The sequence below is a fragment of the Kitasatospora sp. NPDC002522 genome (genome assembly GCF_053595195.1).
Genome location: NZ_JBSFXE010000010.1, coordinates 183,521 through 201,484 on the forward strand (window position 1 = coordinate 183,521; position 17,964 = coordinate 201,484).

The 17,964-nt window shown below is 74.8% G+C and carries 10 protein-coding genes; 2 read left to right on the top strand and 8 right to left on the bottom strand.

The window, feature by feature from the left end:
- The 5 genes from ACWD4U_RS11520 to ACWD4U_RS11540 form a co-directional block, all read right to left on the bottom strand.
- On the bottom strand, window positions 1-1,005 hold the full coding sequence (locus tag ACWD4U_RS11520; protein ID WP_449787168.1) for a beta-1,3-glucanase family protein: 1,005 nt from the start codon (window positions 1,003-1,005) through the stop codon (window positions 1-3).
- A 166-nt stretch (window positions 1,006-1,171) separates the two neighbouring features.
- The gene (locus ACWD4U_RS11525; protein WP_363459575.1) at window positions 1,172-2,065 is read right to left on the bottom strand and encodes an SGNH/GDSL hydrolase family protein; all 894 of its coding nucleotides are present in this window, start codon (window positions 2,063-2,065) and stop codon (window positions 1,172-1,174) included.
- Between the two features lie 197 nt (window positions 2,066-2,262).
- Window positions 2,263-4,905 (bottom strand): hypothetical protein, encoded by a 2,643-nt coding sequence (locus tag ACWD4U_RS11530; RefSeq protein WP_363459577.1) that lies wholly within the window; start codon window positions 4,903-4,905, stop codon window positions 2,263-2,265.
- Window positions 4,902-8,855, bottom strand: a complete 3,954-nt coding sequence (eccCa, locus tag ACWD4U_RS11535; protein ID WP_363459578.1) for a type VII secretion protein EccCa — start codon at window positions 8,853-8,855, stop codon at window positions 4,902-4,904. Before eccCa ends, ACWD4U_RS11530 begins: the two co-directional genes overlap by 4 nt.
- Window positions 8,856-8,933: 78 nt before the next feature.
- Window positions 8,934-9,476, bottom strand: a complete 543-nt coding sequence (locus ACWD4U_RS11540) for a WhiB family transcriptional regulator (protein WP_449787169.1) — start codon at window positions 9,474-9,476, stop codon at window positions 8,934-8,936.
- 206 nt (window positions 9,477-9,682) lie between these two features.
- On the opposite strand from ACWD4U_RS11540, the gene ACWD4U_RS11545 reads away from it, so the two are divergent.
- Both ACWD4U_RS11545 and ACWD4U_RS11550 read left to right on the top strand, forming a co-directional pair.
- Entirely contained in the window at window positions 9,683-10,537 is an 855-nt protein-coding gene (locus ACWD4U_RS11545; protein WP_363459580.1) for a class E sortase, read from the top strand.
- A gap of 171 nt (window positions 10,538-10,708) precedes the next feature.
- Window positions 10,709-11,035 carry a hypothetical protein gene (locus tag ACWD4U_RS11550; protein WP_363459582.1) on the top strand — a complete coding sequence of 109 codons (327 nt, stop codon included), beginning with the start codon at window positions 10,709-10,711 and terminating at the stop codon, window positions 11,033-11,035.
- 20 nt (window positions 11,036-11,055) lie between these two features.
- Here ACWD4U_RS11550 and ACWD4U_RS11555 read toward each other — a convergent pair whose 3' ends face one another.
- The 3 genes from ACWD4U_RS11555 to ACWD4U_RS11565 all read right to left on the bottom strand — a co-directional run bounded on the left by ACWD4U_RS11555 (window position 11,056) and on the right by ACWD4U_RS11565 (window position 17,745).
- The gene (locus ACWD4U_RS11555; RefSeq protein ID WP_363459584.1) at window positions 11,056-14,091 is read right to left on the bottom strand and encodes an aminotransferase class I/II-fold pyridoxal phosphate-dependent enzyme; all 3,036 of its coding nucleotides are present in this window, start codon (window positions 14,089-14,091) and stop codon (window positions 11,056-11,058) included.
- Window positions 14,092-14,181: 90 nt separating this feature from the next.
- Entirely contained in the window at window positions 14,182-14,736 is a 555-nt protein-coding gene (locus tag ACWD4U_RS11560; RefSeq protein WP_363459586.1) for a sigma-70 family RNA polymerase sigma factor, read from the bottom strand.
- A 141-nt stretch (window positions 14,737-14,877) separates the two neighbouring features.
- Window positions 14,878-17,745 carry an AfsR/SARP family transcriptional regulator gene (locus ACWD4U_RS11565; protein ID WP_363459588.1) on the bottom strand — a complete coding sequence of 956 codons (2,868 nt, stop codon included), beginning with the start codon at window positions 17,743-17,745 and terminating at the stop codon, window positions 14,878-14,880.
- Window positions 17,746-17,964 lie beyond the last annotated feature (219 nt).

The window sequence follows — 17,964 nt, forward strand, 5'->3', positions numbered from 1 at the left end:
CTACCAGCCGATCCCGATGGTCAGCCGGCTCGGCGGGTTGGCGTTGGGCAGGATCCGCACCGAGCTCTGGTCGTCGATGTCGTCGATGTCGTCGATGTCGTCGATGTCGTCGTAGGCGAAGCCGTAGGCGCGGTGGCCGAGGCCGACGGTGTGGAAGAAGCCCGCGTAGTCGTTCTTCGTCCCGGACGCCGGGTAGTAGGCGGACGGGGCGTACCACTTGGCGGTGTCGAGGGCCACGCCGCGGTTGAAGGCCGCGCAGAACTCCGCGCCGAGCTCCAGCTCGGTGGTGGCCATGCCGGCCGAGGCGAGCGCGCCGGAGCAGGCCATCACGTCCGCGGTGGTGGGCTTGCTCAGGTAGAACGGGCCGACGCCGTCCTTGGTGAACTGGAGCCGGCCGCCCGTCACCCGCCTGGAGAAGGTCTGGTTCAGCCGGGTCAGGGTGAACTGGTTCGCGGTGTAGTAGGCCCAGGCCTGGTCGATGGCGGGCTGCAGGTAGCCGGCCTGGCCGCCCCCGGGGCGGAACGCCGACGCGCTGCGCGGCGCGGTGATCCAGTCGGCGCCGGCCAGCGGGCGGAAGGCCGCGCCGACGGCGGAGCCGTACTGGGCGAGGACCTGATCGCGGGTCAGGGCGATGCCGACGGTCTGGTCGTAGGCGGTGGCGGTCTGCTCCAGCCGGGCGGTGACGGGGAAGCCGAACATGTCGACCTGGGTGGTGTTGCCCCCGAACGGGATCACGCCGTACTGGTAGGTGAACTCGTACCAGTCGAAGTACACGTCGCTGTTCGGGTCGGCGGGGTTGAGCAGATCGGGCCCGCCCCAGCCCGCGTCGTCCGGCGAGACCGGGATGTACATCGGCGAGCCGACGGACAGGTACATCCGCGCGCCCTCCAGGTGGGCGGGGACGGTCACGGTCGACGCCTGGGCCAGCGAGAAGGACATCGCGGCGTAGGTGCGGCCGTTCTTGGCCGCGGGTGTTGTTCTCTTCGTCCAGGTGCCGACACCCACGACGTCTCCCTCACCTTCAAAAGCGGGCAGCCGGCCGACTTCGTCAACCTCAACTGGTTCTCGTTCGGGCACTGACGCCCTGACGCGGCGAGCCCCGGCGCGGGTGGATCACCCGCGCCGGGGCCCTTCCGGCGGATTCCGGCGTCCGGGAGCCGGGCGAGTCTCTTTAGCCGGCAGCGGAGTTGATGGTGGCGAGGAAGGCGTCGGCGATCAGCCCGTAGCCGGCCGGGGTCGGGTGCAGGTCGCGGGCGGCGGTGCACTGGGTGGTGTAGGCGCAGATCAGGCCGACGTTGAGCGGGACGGTGCCGACGCCGGGCAGCGTCATGGTGCTGGTGAAGTCGGCGGTGTGCCAGAGCTGGTCCGAGTCGACGGTGCGGAAGTCCTCCGCGGCGTAGTCGGCGGCCTCCTGCGTGTTGAACTGCCCGACCACCTGGACCGACTGGGCGGCCACGGTCTGCCCGGCCGGGCCGGTCAGCCAGGTCGCCAGCAGCGGGTCGTAGGTGCCGTTGCCCACGTACACGGGGCTCTTGCCGCCGGCGATGTGCAGCCGGGCCAGCAGGGCCGTCAGGTTGGTGCGCACGGTGCTCAGCGCGCCGGGGACGCAGGCGGCGTCCACGCCGGTCGGACCGGCGCAGGCGTTGAGGTCGTTGGCGCCGATGTTGAGCGTGACGAACGAGACCTGGCCGCGGTGCGAGGACAGGAACGCCTCCGCCGCGGCCAGCTGGCTGGAGTAGCCGTCGTAGGCGCAGTGCCCGCCGGCCACGAAGGTCACGCTGGTCTCGCCGGTGCAGCCCAGCTTCACCAGCCGCAGCCCGGGGCGGGTCTGCGACAGCTTGGCGAACAGCTGGTCCGCGTACCCCTGGTTGGTGTTGCCCAGGCCGGGCTGGTAGCCCTGGGCGAGCGAGTCGCCGAGCGACAGGTAGTAGGTGACGTTGGAGGTCGTCGGCGCGGGGGTGGTCGCCGCGGAGGCCGCGGACTGCCCGGCGAGGGCGAGGGACAGGGCCGCGGCGGCGGCCAGTCCGAGGCGGTTGAGCTTGCCGAGCTTGCCGAAGGTGCGCAAGGAATCTCCCAGGGGAAGGTGGCGGCCGAGGTGATGGCGAGCGTTGCCCATCCGCACCAACGGCCGTACCCGGGAGCCCGGTTCAACGGACCGGTCGAGGGCCGGAGCGGCCGGCTCGCTGGTGGGTGCGCGTGCGTGACCCGCCCGTGCCCCGGGGTTGGTGGGGGCACGGGCGGGTGCGGCGGGGGCCGGTGCGGTCAGAGGGCCAGGCCCGGGGTGAGGTGGATGCGGTGGGGCTTGGGCAGGCGGCGGCGTTCGGCGGGGGAGACCGCGTCGCGGCGTTCGAACCAGGACTGGAGGCGGGCCAGCACCTGGCGGTCGCGGTCCTCGGACGGGGATTCGCCTTCCGTGGCAGCGAGTTCGCGCAGCAGGACCCGCGCCGGGGTGACGTCGGGCTCGCCCGGCAGGACGGCCAGGACGGAGAACCGGGTGTGCGGCGGGAAGACCACCTCGGGTTCGTCGCCCGGGCCGCCGAAGATGCCGGTGCGGCGGCCGGTGGTCGACCAGATACCGAACTCCACCGGGGTTTCCAGTTCCACGTCGCGGGCCGCGACCGCCGCGACGGCGGCCGGTTCGGTGAGCACGGTCCCCGGGACGTACAGGTCCGCGAGCGCGGCTTCGATCGGGGCGCCGAGCAGCACCGCGCCATGGTGGCTGGGCAGCCGCCGCAGGCCCGAACCGAGGCAGGAGAGCAGCGGCGCAAGCGGGCCGGCGGTGGCCGCACGGGCGGCCGTGACCAACTCGGCGCGGGAAGCCGGGAGTTCGCCGTCCGCGTGATGCACCATCACGGCCACCAGGTCGGGCCGCAGGTCGTCCTGCCGGGCCGAGCGCAGGCCCGGGAGGCGGGTGGCGATCAGGTCCGTGCGGCTGGCGAGGCGGTGGTAGTCGCCGCCCAGGAGGGTCTTCAGGGCGAGCCGGGCCGAGGGGAGGTCGGCGGCCGGGAGGTGGGCGGCGGGGGTGAGGAGGGCGGCGCCTGAGGCGGGCGCGGGGGCCTCGGGTGCGAGCGCGGTCGTTGCTGACGGTGTCTCAAATACCGCTGCGGGAGCGGATATTGACGGGTCCGGGTCGGCGGGTGGCGGGAGATCCACCACCGCGCTGGACACCGTCCGGGCTGCGGTCGGCGGGGGAGGGGGGACGTCGAGGAGCGCGGCCGGGTCCTCGGCAGGCCTGGGCGTGGGCGCGGTGAGCGGGGCGGGCGGGTCGGCGACGGCTGAAGCGGCGGGGACCGCGGGGGAGGCCGGGACCGGCGCGGTCGCTGGGACGGGAGCGGGGGCGGGGACGGGGACGGTCGGGGCGGGGGAGGTGAGCTCGGGGTCGAGCCAGTCCAGGTTGTGCATGCGGGCGATGAAGCCCCCGACGGCGAGGGCGTCGGCGTCGGCGGTGCCGTGCAGCAGGAGGCCGAGGCGGGTGGTGCCGCCGAGGTCGGGGAGGGCCTGCAGGACGGTGCCCAGGTTGCTCCACACCTCCTCGCCGACCGGGCGTTCGCGTTCGCCGACGAGCAGTAGCGGGCGGAGCGGGTCCGGGCGGAGCATCCGGGCCGCGGCCTGCCGGGGAATGCCCTCCGGGCGCAGCCACACGCCGGCCGGGACGGCTTCCACCACCCAGCCGTCGAAGGCGCGGTACAGCGCGGGGCCGAGTGGCTCCAGGCCGGTGAGGACGCGCCAGGCGGAGCTGACGACCCGTCCGCGTTCCGGGGAGGCGGTGAGCGCCAGCAGCACGGGCTCCCAGGTGGGCGAGCCGTCGGGGGCCAGGAAGGTCGAAGTCGGGCCGGCCGGGCCGAGCACCGGCAGGCCCACGGAGGCGCGGACCTCGCGGCCGAGTTCGGCGGCAAGGGCGGTGGCCATGCCGACGAGGGCCGAGGTGTTGGCCCACGGCGCGCTGAGCAGTACGTCGTCGGCGGCGAGGGAGTGCTGCCGGACGGCCTCCAGCAGCTTCGGGCCCGACAGGTGCGGACGCTCGGGGGTGCCGACCGCCAGCAGCCGGGTGCCGCGCTCGGGCATCGCGAAGCCGAGCGCCGCCGCGGGCGGCTCCGCCGGGGCGTCGGCCGCGGTCAGCCAGTGCCCGGCGGGCAGCGGCAGGACCCGGGCAGCGACGAGGGCGGCGGGCGGGGTCTCCGTGCGCGGTGAGAGCACGGCGCTGAGATCGGCCGCGGCGGGCGACTCGCCCAGTACGGGCGGCGGCGGTGCGGCCGCGGCGGGAGACGGGAGCGAGGGTGACGCGGGCTCGGCCGGCCGCGTACCGCTCGGGGGCGGGGTGTCGGCGGCGTCCGGTCCGGCCGCCTCCGGTGCGGGGGCCGCGTCGCCGTCCTGGCGGGGCCAGGTGGAGCCGTAGGGGGACGCCGGGCCGGACGGCGGGGTGTGCCACCAGGTGCCGGGCTCGGGCGAGGTGAGGGAGGTGACCAGCAGGGTGCCGTCGGGTTCGACGGAGACCAGGCCGTCGGGGGCGAGCACCGGCAGGCCGGCGGCGCGGGCGACCTGTTCGACCGGGCGGCGGCCGTCGGGCGTGGGAGCGGCCAGTCCGGAAGCGGCGAGGACGAGCGTGTGGGCGCCGCGTTCGGCGGCCAGCCGGGCGAGTTCGGGGAGGTCGCGGCGGAGGACCGGCGCGGCGTCGGGCGCGGCGGCCAGTACGAGCAGGCTGCCGGGCTCGGGGCGGACCGCGGCGAGCGCGTCGCCGAGCGCCCGGTCGTCCCCGGCGGGCGCGATGACCAGGTGCGGCCCGACCGGGCGCAGCGCCGAGCCGGCGGCTTCCGGGGCGGGCGGCGCGGCGGGGGCCCTGCGGGCCCCGGGGCGGCGGCGCGGCGGGGTGGGCACGTCGGCGGCCGGGCGGGTGGTGGCGCTCATCGGGTGTCTCCGTCCATGGTGAGCCGGCCGGTCTGGACCTGGACGGTGCGCCGCCGGGTGATGTAGTGGGCCCGGCCGGCGGGCAGCACCCGGGGCTTGAGGCCGCCGAAGAGGATGCCTTCGGACGGCGGGCAGGAGAGCAGCAGGGCAGGGGAGTTGACCTCGCTGAGCTTGCGCATCAGCGGGTCGCTGAGGCCGCGCGCGGCGTTGTTGACGGAGCGGGCCACGATCACGTGCAGGCCGATCTCGGCGCCCTGCGCCAGGTAGTCGAGGACACCGGCGAAGGGGTGGGTGCCGGACGGGGAGACCATGTCGTAGTCGTCGACGATGATGAACAGCTCGGGGCCGGTCCACCAGTCGCGCAGCTTGAGCCGGTCGGGGGTGATGTCCGCGGAGGGCACCCGGTTGACCATGGCGTGCGCGGCGCCGCCGACCACCTGGCGCAGCACGTCCACGGAGACCGCGTAGCCGAGGCGGTACTCCTCGGGGACGGTGTCGTACAGCTCGCGGCGGAAGTCGACCATCATGATGCGGGCCTGGTCCGGGGTGTACGCCTGCATCACCGAACTGGCGATCAGCTTCAGCAGGTTGGTCTTCCCGGACTCGCTGTCGCCGAGCACCATCAGGTGCGGGTCCTGGCCGAAGTCGTGCCAGAGCGGGGAGATGTCCTGGTCCTCCAGGCCGAGCGCGACCTGCAGGCTGCCGCGCGGGGCGGGCAGGTCGGCGGCGTCCAGGACCAGCGGCAGCATCCGTACCTCGGGGGCGCGCCTGCCGGTCCAGTGCTCGGCGACGGCGTCGACCAGGTCGGCGACGCCGTCGCCGAGGTCGTCGGTGGTTCCGGTGCCGTCGATCCGCGGCAGTGCGGTGAGGAAGTGCAGCTGCTCGTCGGTGAGGCCGCGGCCGGGCGACTTCGGGACCTTGCCGGCGGCGCGCATGTTGATCAGCGAGTCGACCGGGTCGCCGAGGCGCAGCTCCAGCCGGGTCTGCAACTGGTCGCGCAGCGAGGAGGACAGCTCGCCCCAGCGGGTGGTGGCGATCACCAGGTGGACGCCGTAGTTGAGGCCGCGCTGGGAGATCTGGCCGAGCGCCTGCGGCAGGTCGGGGAACTCCTGACGGACGGTGTTCCAGCCGTCGATGACCAGGAAGACGTCGCCGTACGCGTCGTCGGGCAGCTCGCCCGCGGCCTTGCGGCGGCGGAACGTGGCGATGGAGTCGATGCCGAGCTCGGCGAAGTACTTCTCCCGGCGGGTGATGACGCCGTTCACCTCGGCGACGGTGCGGTTCACCCGCTCCGGGTCGTGCCGGCCGGTGACCCCGCCGACGTGCGGCAGTCCGCGCAGCGAGGTGAGCGTGCCGCCGCCGAAGTCCAGGCAGTAGAACTGCACTTCGGCGGGGGAGTGGGTGAGCGCGAGACCGGTGATCAGGGTGCGCAGCATGGTGGACTTGCCGCTCTGCGGGGCGCCGGCGATGCCGACGTGGCCGTCGGCGCCGGACAGGTCGGCGGTCAGCAGGTCGCGGCGCTGCTGGAACGGCTTGTCGATGACGCCGAGCGGCACCCGCAGGGTGCCCCGGCCGGAGCCGTGCTCGGTGGTCAGCCCGAGCTCCGGGTCGGGCGCCAGCGGCGGCAGCAGCTCGTCCAGGGTCGGCGGGACGTCCAGCGGCGGCAGCCACACCTGGTACGCGGGCGGGCCGGCGTCGTACAGCCGCTCGGCGGCCAGCTCCAGCAAGGAGCGGGTCTCCTCCACCTCCGGCTCGGCCTCCTCGACCACCGGCAGCTGACGGGGCGCCACGTACTCGGTGTCGTAGGCGACCACCTGGCCGGCCACCACGGACTGCTGCGCCGAGCGGCGCTTCATCTTGTACGCGCCGGAGACGTACGCGGCCTTGAAGCGCGACAGCGTGGAGATGTCGCTGCGCAGGAAGCCGTTGCCGGGCTGCGAGGGCAACTGGTACGCGTCCGGGACGCCGAGGACGCCGCGGCTCTCCATCGCCGAGAAGGTGCGCAGGCCGATCCGGTACGACAGGTGCGACTCCAGCGCGTGCACCCGGCCCTCGTCCAGGCGCTGGGAGGCGAGCAGCAGGTGCACGCCGAGCGATCGGCCGAGGCGGCCGATCATCACGAACAGGTCCATGAAGTCGCGGTGCGCGGCGAGGAGTTCGGAGAACTCGTCGACCACGACGAACAGCGTCGGCAGCGGCGCCAGCGCGGTGCCGGCGGCTCGCGCGGTCTCGTACTCCAGCAGCGAGGCGTAGTTGCCGGCTGCCCGCAGCAGCTCCTGACGGCGGATCATCTCGCCGTGCAGGGCGTCGCGCATCCGGTCGACCAGCTCGGCCTCGTCGGCCAGGTTGGTGATCACCGCGGAGGTGTGCGGCAGGGCGTCCAGGCCGAGGAAGGTCGCGCCGCCCTTGAAGTCGACCAGCACGAAGTTGAGGATCTCCGAGGAGTGGGTGAGCGCCAGGGCCAGCACCAGGGTGCGCAGCAGCTCGGACTTGCCGGAGCCGGTCGCGCCGATCAGCATGCCGTGCGGGCCCATGCCGCCCTGCGCCGACTCCTTGATGTCCAGGTCGACCGGCTGTCCGTCGGCGCCCAGACCGATCGGGATGCGCAGCTTGTTCTGCTGGTTGCGCTGCGACCACTGCTGCTGCACGTCGTGCTTGTACAGGTCGTGGATGCCGAGCAGCGAGGTCAGGTCGAAGTCGGTGGCCAGCGGCTCGGAGGACTCGACGGTGTCGCCCATCCGGTACGGGGCCATCACCGTGGCCAGCCGGCGGGCGGCGTCGGCGGAGAGCTCGTCGGGGCGGCCCAGCGGCGTCACCTCGTCCTTGCGGTTGCGGTCCGCGCCGACCATCTCCAACTCGCCCTCGGCGATCCGCAGCCGCAGCGTCGCCCGGGTGTCCTTCCACTCCAGGGCGTCGCCGAGGTCGATCAGCGTCGCGTTGCGGTAGCCGGCCAGCGCCGCCCGGTGCGGGGTGCCGAACTGCACGCCGTCCAGCACGATCACCGTGTACGGCTCCTCCCGAGTGGGCTCCGCCTCCGGCTCGTACGGCGGCCGGGCCGCGAAGTCCTCGCCCAGCAACTGCTCCAGCTCGCCGATCGAACCGGCCACCAGGCGCAGCGGGCCCGCGCCGTCGCTCTCCACCGGGTGCAGCCCGTGCGGCAGCCACTTCACCCACTCCCAGTCGGCGCGCCGGTCCGGACCCGCCACCACCGCGATCCGCAGGTCCTCCGGCGCGTGGAACACCGCCAGTTGGGCGAGCACCGCCCGCACCAGGGCCCGCGCCTGCTCCTCGTCGTCGGTGCGCACCAGCACGTGCGCGAAACCACGCAGGTGGATCGCGATCGGCTGGTCGGCCACGGTGCCGTACGCGTGGATGAAGCGGCGCAGCGCGTGCGCGCACAGCGGCTCCAGGTCCTCGATCGGCTTGGTCGCCAGCGGCGCCAGCCGCACCGCGAGGCGCTGCGAGCCGACGCCGATCCGCACGTCGGTGAAGTCCGGGTGCGACAGCCGACGCTCCCACAGCCGGGAGGTGCGCACCAGCGAACGCAGCTCCTCCGGAGCCGGGTTGCGCCAGGCCAGCGCCTCCTGCTGCATGCCGATGTGCTTGCGGACCTGACGGCGCATCTGCGACAGGTAGCGCAGGTAGTCGCGCCGCTCGCCGCGCAGCTGGGCCTTGCGGTCGGTGCTGCCGCGGATCAGCTGGGTGACCAGCATGCCGACCGCGGACAGCACCATGGTGCCCATCGCGATGTACGTCATCACCCCGCCGTCCGGGCGGAGGAAGACGAACACCATCGAGAGCGAGCTGAGCGCCATCGGCAGCATGGTGATCATGTTGGCGGCGCCGCTCTGCAGCTCGGGCAGGACGGGGGGTTCCTGGAGTTGGATCTCCCCGTCGGGCATCTCAGGACCGGGCCGCCGGGCCGGGCGGTTGACAAGGACCACGCTCAACGAAGGGCTCCTCGATCCTGGATGGCCGGGGCGGTCCCGTCCAACGGGAGACACGGGCGCCGCCTTCCGGCGGGTTCATCAGGCGGCCTGCTCGGACCGGGCCACGGCCAGGTGCCGGTACGGGGCCGCGGTGCGGGCGGTGCGCAGGTGTACGGCGGCGGCCGCGGCGGTCAGCTTCAGCGCCACCGCGATCGCCTCCTCGTCCCAGCCCGCGTCCGCCAGCCGGTACGCCACCGACGGCATCGCGATCAGGCGCACCTCGGCGGGTCGACCGGCGAGCAGGGCGGACGCCTCGGCCTGGCCGAGGGTCTGCAGGCGACGTGCCTCCACGAACAGGCGGTGCCGCTCACGGGTGGTCAGACCGCCCCAGATGCCCTGCGGTTCGCGGTTCACCAGGGCCGCCGCCAGGCAGGGCTCGCGCACCGGGCAGGCGTTGCACACCCGCTTCGCGGCCAGCCCGCGCTGTTGCACCGCGGAGGAGTGCTGGGACGGGAAGAAGAGTTCCGGATCGACGTACCGGCACGCCGCGTCCGGCACCCACTCCGGCTCGGGCAGCAGCTCGCCCGGCTGGTGGCGGGCCGGGGTGATCCGGCGGACCGCGAGAACGCTGGAAGCCTGCATGGTGGGTCGGTTCCTCTCTGACGTGCGGGGTCGTACGCGGGTGCGCGGGGTTGGACGGGGACTCACCCGTCAACACGGGCCGGACCGCCGGTCGGCTCAATCGCGGCGAGGCTGAACCCCGCACGCGAACGGGCCGTTCCAGCGGGTGTTCCGGGGTGCGGCCGACCGTCCGCGGGCCCCGTCGCACCGACCAGAGCGAGGTACCGATGGAGACGCCGCACCCCGACCGAACCGCTGCCACCGCGCTGAGCGCCTGGTCCTTCGGGCCCCGCCGGCGGTTCGCGCTGCGCCGCGCCAAGCTGCGCCGCCTCAAGCTCTCCAGGGCCGGCAGCGCCGCCCTGGTGGCGGTCGGCATCGCCTTGCCCGCCCCGCTGGTCTACCAGTTGACGGTCGGGGACCAGGAGGCCAGGCAGGAGGGCGCCGTCACCACCGCCGAGCTCCAGCGCAGCTGGCACTCCGACGCACCGTCGACTCCCGCGCCGGCCAGGTCGGTTGCCCCCGGTGCGTCCCCCGCGGCGGTCCCACCTGTCGCCTCGGCGTCCGCCCCGCGGCCGGTGCCCAGCTACCCCGCGCACTACCCGCTGGGGCAGGCCTTCGCCGTCCTGCACGTGCCGGCCATCGGCCTCGACACCGCGATCGCCGAGGGCACCGACCAGGGCCCCGTCCTCGACCGGGGACTGGTCGGCCACTACGCGGGCACCCTGCAGTCCGCGTACCCCTGGCAGGGCAGCGGCAACACCGCCCTCGCCGCCCACCGCACCACGCACGGCGCGCCGTTCCGCCGCCTCGACGAACTCAAGCCCGGTGACGAGGCGGTGGTGGAGACCGAGCAGGAGTTCTTCGTCTACCGCATCACCGGCGGCATCGAGGAGGTCTCCCCGAGTGAGGTCGGCGTCGTCGCACCGGTTCCCGCCGGCTCCGGGTTCAGGGGGCCCGGCCGATACCTCACCCTCACCACCTGCACCCCCGAGTACTCCTCGCGCGGCCGGCTGATCCGCTTCGGCGTCCTGGTCCGGACGGTCGCCCGGGCCGACCAGCCCACCGGACTGCCGGGGCTGTGACCGTCCCGGACCGGTCTGGACCTATGAGGTCTAGACCGGCGGCACGGTGTGGTCTGGACCACAGGGGTGGAAAGTGGCTCTGATACACGCCTGTGACAGAACGCGGACCCGACGGCGACGGCCTCGCCCGTTCATCAGGGTGACCGACCCCGCACCCCAGGAGGACACCCGATGAACGCCGCCGACGTCACCGCCGAAATGCTCGCCCTCGCCGCTGCCGCGACCGACTGCACCGACCCGGCCGCGCGGTCCGCGATGCGCGAGCGCGCCTGGTCGCTGCACCAGCTGGCCCTGCTGGACCTGGTCCGCGAGGTGGAGTCCGCCGTACTGTCCGCCGACCGCGCGGCCCTGGACTCCTGGACCGCCGCCGGACTGCTCCAGCCCGGCGAGGCCGACCGGGCCCAGGTCGACGACGACGCCCTCGACTCGCTCGCCCACGAGCTCTTCCGCAACACTCCCGCGGGCCTCGCCTTCCTCCGCGTCACCGCCCGCCGCTGAGCTCCTGACGGTCCGTTCGGTCAGCCGAGGTGGCCGCGCAGGCGGTGGAGGGCCTCGGCGAGGTGGTGCTCGGGAAGGGCGAAGCAGGCGCGGGCACGGGAGGCGGTGCCCGACCAGGACGGCGTGTTGAGGCGGACGCCGGCCTGCTGTTCGAGGGCCAGGACGAAGGCGTCGGGGTCGCTGGTGAGCGGCGCGACGTCCGGGTGGAGGAAGAGGCCGCCGCGCGGGCCGTCGGGCAGACCGAAGCCGAGTTCCCGTAGGCAGTCGGAGAGTTGGGCCCGATGAGAGGCCAACTCGGCGCGGAGGGACTTGAGTTCCGGCCAGAGCGCGGGGAGGTCGGCGAACAGGCGGGTCGCCGTGATGCGCAGGTGCGGTGGCAGGGGGGAGAGCCGCTGCGCCCGCAGGGCGCCGCTCCACTCGGGATCGGCGGTGGCGGCGAAGCCGAGGCGCAGGCCGCCGGCGGCGAACTCCTTGGAGAGGCCGCCGACGAGGAGCAGGGCTCGGCGTTCCGCGGGGCTGAGGCCCGCCCAGCGGTCGCCGCCGAGGGGGAGGGGCCCGTCCAGGTCGGCGAGGAGGCCGAAGACCTCGTCCAGGATCACCTTCGCGTCGCAGGCCGAGGCAGCCGCGACCAGGGAGCGGAGCACCGCGGGCGGGACGTGGACGCCGGTCGGGTTGCCCGGGCTGGTGAGGAGCAGGACGTCGAACGGCCCGGCGGCGGCGAGTGCCTCGGGGGTGGCGAGGAAGTCCGGGGGCACGGCGGGCAGGGTCCGCACGGTGCCGCCCGCGGCGCGGACGAGTGGGCCGAAGAGGCCGTACGAGCCCTGCGGGAGGAGCACGACGGGTCCGCGGCCCAGCGTCCGGTGGCGGGCGCGCAGGGCGTCGAAGAGCAGGGGGAGTGAGCCTGCGCCGAGGGTGACCTGAGCGGCCGTCACCTCGGGCAGCCGGGTGGCCCGCAGGTAGCCGGCCACGGCGGCCCGGTCCCGGCGTGCCTCGGCCTCCCCGGAGGCCGAGCGGGCGCGCAGCACGCCGTGCACCATGGCGGAGCGCAGCGCGGGCGGCAGGGGGAGTTCGTTCTCGCCGTAGTCGAGGCGGATCGTGCCCGCGGCGGGCGCGGGCCGGGCGAACGCCGGGTGGGCGGCGGCCTCGCGAGCGGTGGGGCCGGGCGGCGGGCCGGGCCTGGCCGGCGGTGGGGGTGCGGAGTCGGTGGGCAGCACCCCGCCAGGGCCGTCCGCGGCCGAAGGTCGAGCGAGCAGCCCGTCCACCAGGGTGAGCAGGGCGAACTCGGCGACCTGGGAGACCCGGGACCAGGTGAGTTCGGCGGCGATCTCCAGGTGGTCCAGCAGGCGCCGGTCGCGGGAGAGCAGCAGCCCGAGGGCGAGCCCGGCGGGGCCGGCCTCGGTGAGGACGGCCAGGTGGCCGGAGGCGGGGTGGTCGCGCAGGAGGCGGAGCGAGGCGTTGCCGACGGTCTCGGCACCGGTGGCGAGGAGTCCGGTGGCCAGGAGGGCGGGTGCGTCCACCAGCAGGAGGGCATCGGTGTCCTCACAGGCCGTCAGCAGCCGGGCCAGGCGCGGGTCGGCTCCGGTGGCCACCACCACGCGGGCGTCGAGGGACGGGAGCCGGCGGGCGGCTTCGACGGGGTCGGCGGGGAGGTGGACGGCCGTCAGCCCGGCCTTGCGGACGGCCGCGGACAGCCGGGGCCGGACGCCCTCGGTCAGGGCCACCGTGTCGCCGGGCGTGGTGAGGGTGAGCAGGACGGCGTGCAGGAGGTCGACGCGGCCGGGGGCGGCGAAGATCTCCGCGGGGGCGAGGGGGAGCGAGTGGTGGGACTGGAGGACGGTGGCGAGGCGGGAGCGGAGCCGGGCGCTGCCCGCCTCGTGGGGGTACGGGGAGAACGGCGCGTCGGCGAGGTGGGCGGCGAAGCGGGCGGCGAGGCGGGAGAGGGACCAGGCACCGTGCCCGGAGCGGTGCGGCGTGTCGGCGCTGCGGGCCCGCGGGACCGCGTTGCTGCGGCGGGCCGGGCGGTGACCCTCCATCACGTGCAGGTCGTGGTAGACCGGACGGCCGTTGGCGAGGACGGCGCGGGCGGTGGTGGCGGGCACCGGTTCGGCGGCGTCGCGTTCGAGGTAGAAGGCGCACGGGTGGCCGGACCCCGACTCCAGCTCGGCGAGCGGGGTGATGTCGGTGTCCGCGGCCTGCCGGACCCGGGCGGTGTGCAGGGTGGCCGAGGTGTAGCCGTGGCGGCGGAACATCCGGCGCAGCACGGCGGCACCGGGGCGGCCGGCCAGGTTGAGGACGACGGACCCGCCCGGGTCGAGGAGTTCGGCCGCCTCGGCGAGGGCACGGGAGTTCAGGCCGAGGCCGTAGCGGTCCTCGGACAGGCCCTGGGGAAGGGCGTAGTTGCACAGGTCGTACGGGCCCTGCTCGGTGCCGAGGTCGAGTTCGGCGGTGGCGACCTGCGGGATGCAGCCGATCACCAGGTCGGCCCGCCGGCCGCTCAGCCGGGGCTCGGTGAGCAGGTCGGAGGCGACGGCGTCGTAGCGTTCGGCGAGCCGGCCGGGGCGGGGGCGGCCCAGGGAGTCGTAGCCGTTGAGGACGGCGTTGAGCCGGGAGACCAGGACCGCCTGGGGGTTGAGGTCGACGCCGAGGACGGAGCGCAGGTCGGTGAGGGTGAGCAGGGCCAGTGAGATCCAGCCGGAGCCGCAACCCAGTTCGATCATCCGCTTGTCGTGGAACGCCTGGCGGGGCTTGCGCAGCAGGCCGCGCAGGAACGCCACGCTCCACTCGTCGTCGGGCGGGAAGATGCTCGGCAGGGCCAGCAGGTCCAGCCGGACCCGGCCTTCGGGCAGGCGCAGGTCGACCGGGACGAGCCGGAACAGCGGGTGCGGACGCTCGCGCAGCGCGTCGGCGAGGGCGTGCAGCACCGGGGCGAGCCGCTCGGCGGGTTCGTCGCGCAGCCGGGCGGCGAGCCGCGGCAGCGGGTCGGCCAGATCGAGCAGGGACTCGGCGGCGAGCGCCGAGCGGTCGGCCGGGAGCGGGTGGACAGGAGCCGTGACCATGGCGGGAATGCCTCCTGGGATGAGGGAACATCCCGCTCAACGGCCCCCGTGCGGCCCGGAGTTCAGTGCACCCGGGCCGCCCCGGCCGGTTCAGCCGACGGCCGCCAGCGGCCCCATCCCGCGCGCCTCCAGCACCGGGCGCAGCGCCCGCATCGCGTAGTACGTACGGGACTTGACGGTTCCCGCCGGGATGCCCAGGGTGCGGGCGGCCTCGGCGACGGAACGGCCGCGCAGGTGCACCTCGACGAGTACCGCCCGGTGGTCGGGCGCCAGTTGGGCGAGCGCCGCGGCCAGGTCGTGCCCGGCGAGCACCGCCTCGTACGGGTCGCCGGCGGCGGGCCGTTCGGCGGCCGAGTCGTCCCACACCTCCTGCGGGCGCACCGACTGCATCCGGAAGTGGTCGATGGCGATCCGGCGGGCCACCGTGAACAGCCACGGCCGACCGTACTCGGGGCCCTGGGTGAACGCCTCCGGGTGGGTCCAGGCCCGCACCAGGGTCTCCTGCAGGATGTCCTCGGCCTTCGACCGGTCGCCGCCGGTGAGCTTGAGCAGGGCGCGCAGCAGGTACGGCCCGTGCATCCGGTACAGCTCGCCCAGGGTCTCCTCGTCCAGCCGTGCGCCCGTGTTGCCGCCCAAAGTCCCCATCGCCGACCTCGCTCCCGTCCGAACCGCCTCGATCTGATGATCCGTACGGTGTCAGCGGCCGCCAACGCGGGCCGAACGAACCGCCAACGCCGTCCCGTGGGTGCCGTTGGCGGGCGCGCCCAGGCGTTGGCCGCCGACCCGTCAGGCGTTGGCGGCGGGCAAGGAGGCGTGGGGCGGGACGGGGTCGGAGGCGGACGCGGGGTCGGCCTCGGCCTCGGTCAGGCGGCGCAGGTCCTCGGCGATCCGGGCGGAGGCCGCCGCGTCGTGCCGTTCGGCGGCCAGCTCGGCGGCCCGGCGCAGGTGGACGAGAGCCTCGGTGCGGCGCCCGAGGCCCTCCAGCAGCGTGGCGTAGCGCCACTCGGCGGTGGCGAGCACCCTGGTGTGCCCGAGATCGGCGGCGGCGGTGATCGCCTCCGCCCACAGCTGCTCGGACTCGTCGTCCCGGCCGAGTCGGCGCTGCGCGTCCGCCTCGCTGACCAGCGCGGTCAACGCGGTGTTGGAGGTGGGCAGGTCGGCCAGGATGGTGCGGGCCTGGCGGGCCCGGTCGAGGGCGGCGGCGTTCTTGCCGCAGGCCAGCAGCGCCTCCGCCATGGTGGCCAGGGTGAGGCCCTCGGCCCGGGCGTCGCCGAGTCGGCGGCTCTCCTCGAGCGCGAGTTCGAAGACGTCGGCGGCGAACTCGTGCTGCCCGAGCGCGGCCTCGGCGACACCGAGCGCCAGCCGGCTGCGCACCAGGTCGACGGAGAGCTCCAACGCCTCCTGGTACTGCACCGCCTGGCGCAGGTGGCGGACCGCCTCGCCGGGCCGGCCGCGCTCGGTGAGCGCCGCACCGACGGCTGCCGTCATCCGGCCGACCGCGACCGGTTCGCCGGACCGCTCCGCCGCCCGCAGACCCGCCTGGACGCAGGACAGCCACGCCGAGACCGTGCCGGTGCCGTGGTAGAGGGTCACCGCGGCGTCGGCGAGCCGCCAGGCCGGCCCGTACGCCCGCTCGGTGCTCGCGGACTCCACCAGGGCGCGCAGCGTGGGCTCCTCGCGGCGGAACCAGTCCAGTGCCTGCCCGGCGTCGGCGAGCGCCGGCAGCGACGGCTCGGAGCCGCCGGCCGGCGGCGGGCCACCGCGGTGCAGGGTCGTGAAGGAGCCGGCCCGGACGGTCGCCGCCAGGTAGTAGTCGAGCAGCCGTTCGGCGGCCTGCTGCCGCTCCTCGGCGGTCAGGTCGTGCTCGCCGAGCCGCGCCGAGTACAGCCGCACCAGGTCGTGGCAGGTGAACCGGCCCGGGCTGACCTCCGTCACCAGGTGGAAGACCGCCAGGATGCCCAGCGCGGCCCGGGCGACCTGCTCGTTGGCGCCGAGCAACGCGGCCGCGGCCGGGGCGTCGATCTCCACCCCGGGATGGAGGGCGAGCCGGGTGAGCAGCCGCACGGCGTCCGGGCTGAGCTGGTGCAGGGTCGCGCCGAGCGCCGCGGTGACGCTGGACTCGCCCGCCGTGTCGAGGAGTTCGAGGCGCATCCGCTCGTCCTCCAGTTCCTCGACCAGGTCGCCGATCAGCCAGGCCGGACGAGCGGTCAGCCGGGCCACCGCGATCCGCAGCGCCAGCGGCAGCCGGTCGCACAGCTCGACCAGCCGCAGCGTCATCTCCGGCTCGGCGCGCACCCGTTCGCCGCCGACCAGGCGCTCCACCAGCTCGATCGCGTCGGAGACCGGCAGCGCGCCCAGCGACAGCGTCGCCGCGCCGTCCAGCACGACCAGGTCGCTCAGCACGTTGCGGCTGGTCACCACCATCGAACTGCCCGAGCCGGCCGGGATCAGCGGCCGTACGGTGTCCGCGCGCCCCACGTTGTCGAGCACCACCAGCAGCCGCAGCGACTGGGTGACCGAGCGGTACAGGTCCTCGGCGCGGGCGGGCTCGTCCGGGATCTGGGGCTCGGGTACGCCCAGTGCCTGCAGGAAGGTCCGGCACACCTCGTGCGGCTCGACCGGGCTGCCGCGGTCCAGGCCGCGCAGGTCGGCGAAGAGCTGGCCGTCCGGGAAGCCGTCGGCCCGCTGGTGCGCCCACCGCAGCACCGTCGTGCTCTTCCCCGACCCGGCCGCGCCGGTCACCACCGCCAGGCCGCCGCCGTCGCCGTCCGCGCCGAGCTGCTCGTCCAGCCAGTCCGTCTCCGCGTCACGGCCGACCAGCCCGCCCTGCAGCCGTGGCAGTTGACGGGGCACCTGGGTTCGCGCCGCCGCCACCGGCGCGGGCGCCGACGACCGGGCCGGTGGCGTGGGGGAGGGGGCGACCGGCTCCTCGGAGCCGGCCTGGTCGAGCACCTCGGCCAGCGCGCCCTGCAGGGCCGGGCCCGGCACCACGCCGAGCTGGTCGGCGAGCAGCCGCCGGCAGCGGTGGTAGGCGGTCAGCGCCTCCGCCTGGCGGCCCTCCTGAAGCAGCGCCAGCATCAGCAGCCGCACCAGCGGCTCGCGCAGCCCGTCCTCGCGCAGCGCCGCCTCGATCGCGCCGGTCGCCTCGCCGGCCCGGCCGAGCGTCAGCAGCCGCTGCGCCCACTCCTCCAGGGTGCGCAGCCGGGCCTCGGCGAGGTCGTTGCCCCAGCGGGTCCGCAGTTCGCCCTCCGGGACGCCGGTCAGCGGCTCGCCGCGCCACAGTGCGAGGGCCTGGCCGAGCAACTCGGTGGCCTGCTCGTCGGGAGCGGTGCGGGCCTCGGCGATCAGCCGGTCGAACCGCCGCGCGTCTACCTGCTCCTCGTCACCGCGCAGCAGGTAGCCGGGGGCCTGGGTGACCACGGTCAGTGACGTGCCGTCACAGAGCTTGCGCAGTCCGGCGATGTGGCCCTGCAGCGCGGCGCGGGCCTGCGGCGGCGGGTCGCCGTCCCACACCAGGTCGAAGAAACGTTCCACCGGGACGACGCGGTTGATCTCCAGGGCGAGCAGGGCGAGTACCGACCGCCGCTTACCGGCCGGTACGTCCAGGGTGTCGCCAGTCGATGAGGTGAACTCCACCGATCCCAGCAGCGACACCCTCACACCGACCACACCCCATTCACATCGCCCACTGTCCGCCCGCCGCACGCAGACCGAACGGCCGGCGGACCGGGTGACCCGCTCCGACCTGCACCGTTCTGACAGATCGAAGATTCCGCACCTAGCGTTGCCACGTCAAGGGAGCCGCTGAAAAGACCTCAAAACGCTATCTGACCTGCGACGAATTTCTTCACCGTATGCCCACGGTTCATCCGC

What these genes read in the sequence shown, in the direction of transcription:
- ACWD4U_RS11550 (WP_363459582.1), top strand. Translation starts at nt 10,709, where the DNA reads ATGAACGCCGCCGACGTCACCGCCGAAATGCTCGCCCTCGCCGCTGCC.
- ACWD4U_RS11540 (WP_449787169.1), bottom strand. Translation starts at nt 9,476, where the DNA reads ATGCAGGCTTCCAGCGTTCTCGCGGTCCGCCGGATCACCCCGGCCCGC.
- ACWD4U_RS11560 (WP_363459586.1), bottom strand. Translation starts at nt 14,736, where the DNA reads ATGGGGACTTTGGGCGGCAACACGGGCGCACGGCTGGACGAGGAGACC.
- ACWD4U_RS11530 (WP_363459577.1), bottom strand. Translation starts at nt 4,905, where the DNA reads ATGAGCGCCACCACCCGCCCGGCCGCCGACGTGCCCACCCCGCCGCGC.
- ACWD4U_RS11545 (WP_363459580.1), top strand. Translation starts at nt 9,683, where the DNA reads ATGGAGACGCCGCACCCCGACCGAACCGCTGCCACCGCGCTGAGCGCC.
- ACWD4U_RS11555 (WP_363459584.1), bottom strand. Translation starts at nt 14,091, where the DNA reads ATGGTCACGGCTCCTGTCCACCCGCTCCCGGCCGACCGCTCGGCGCTC.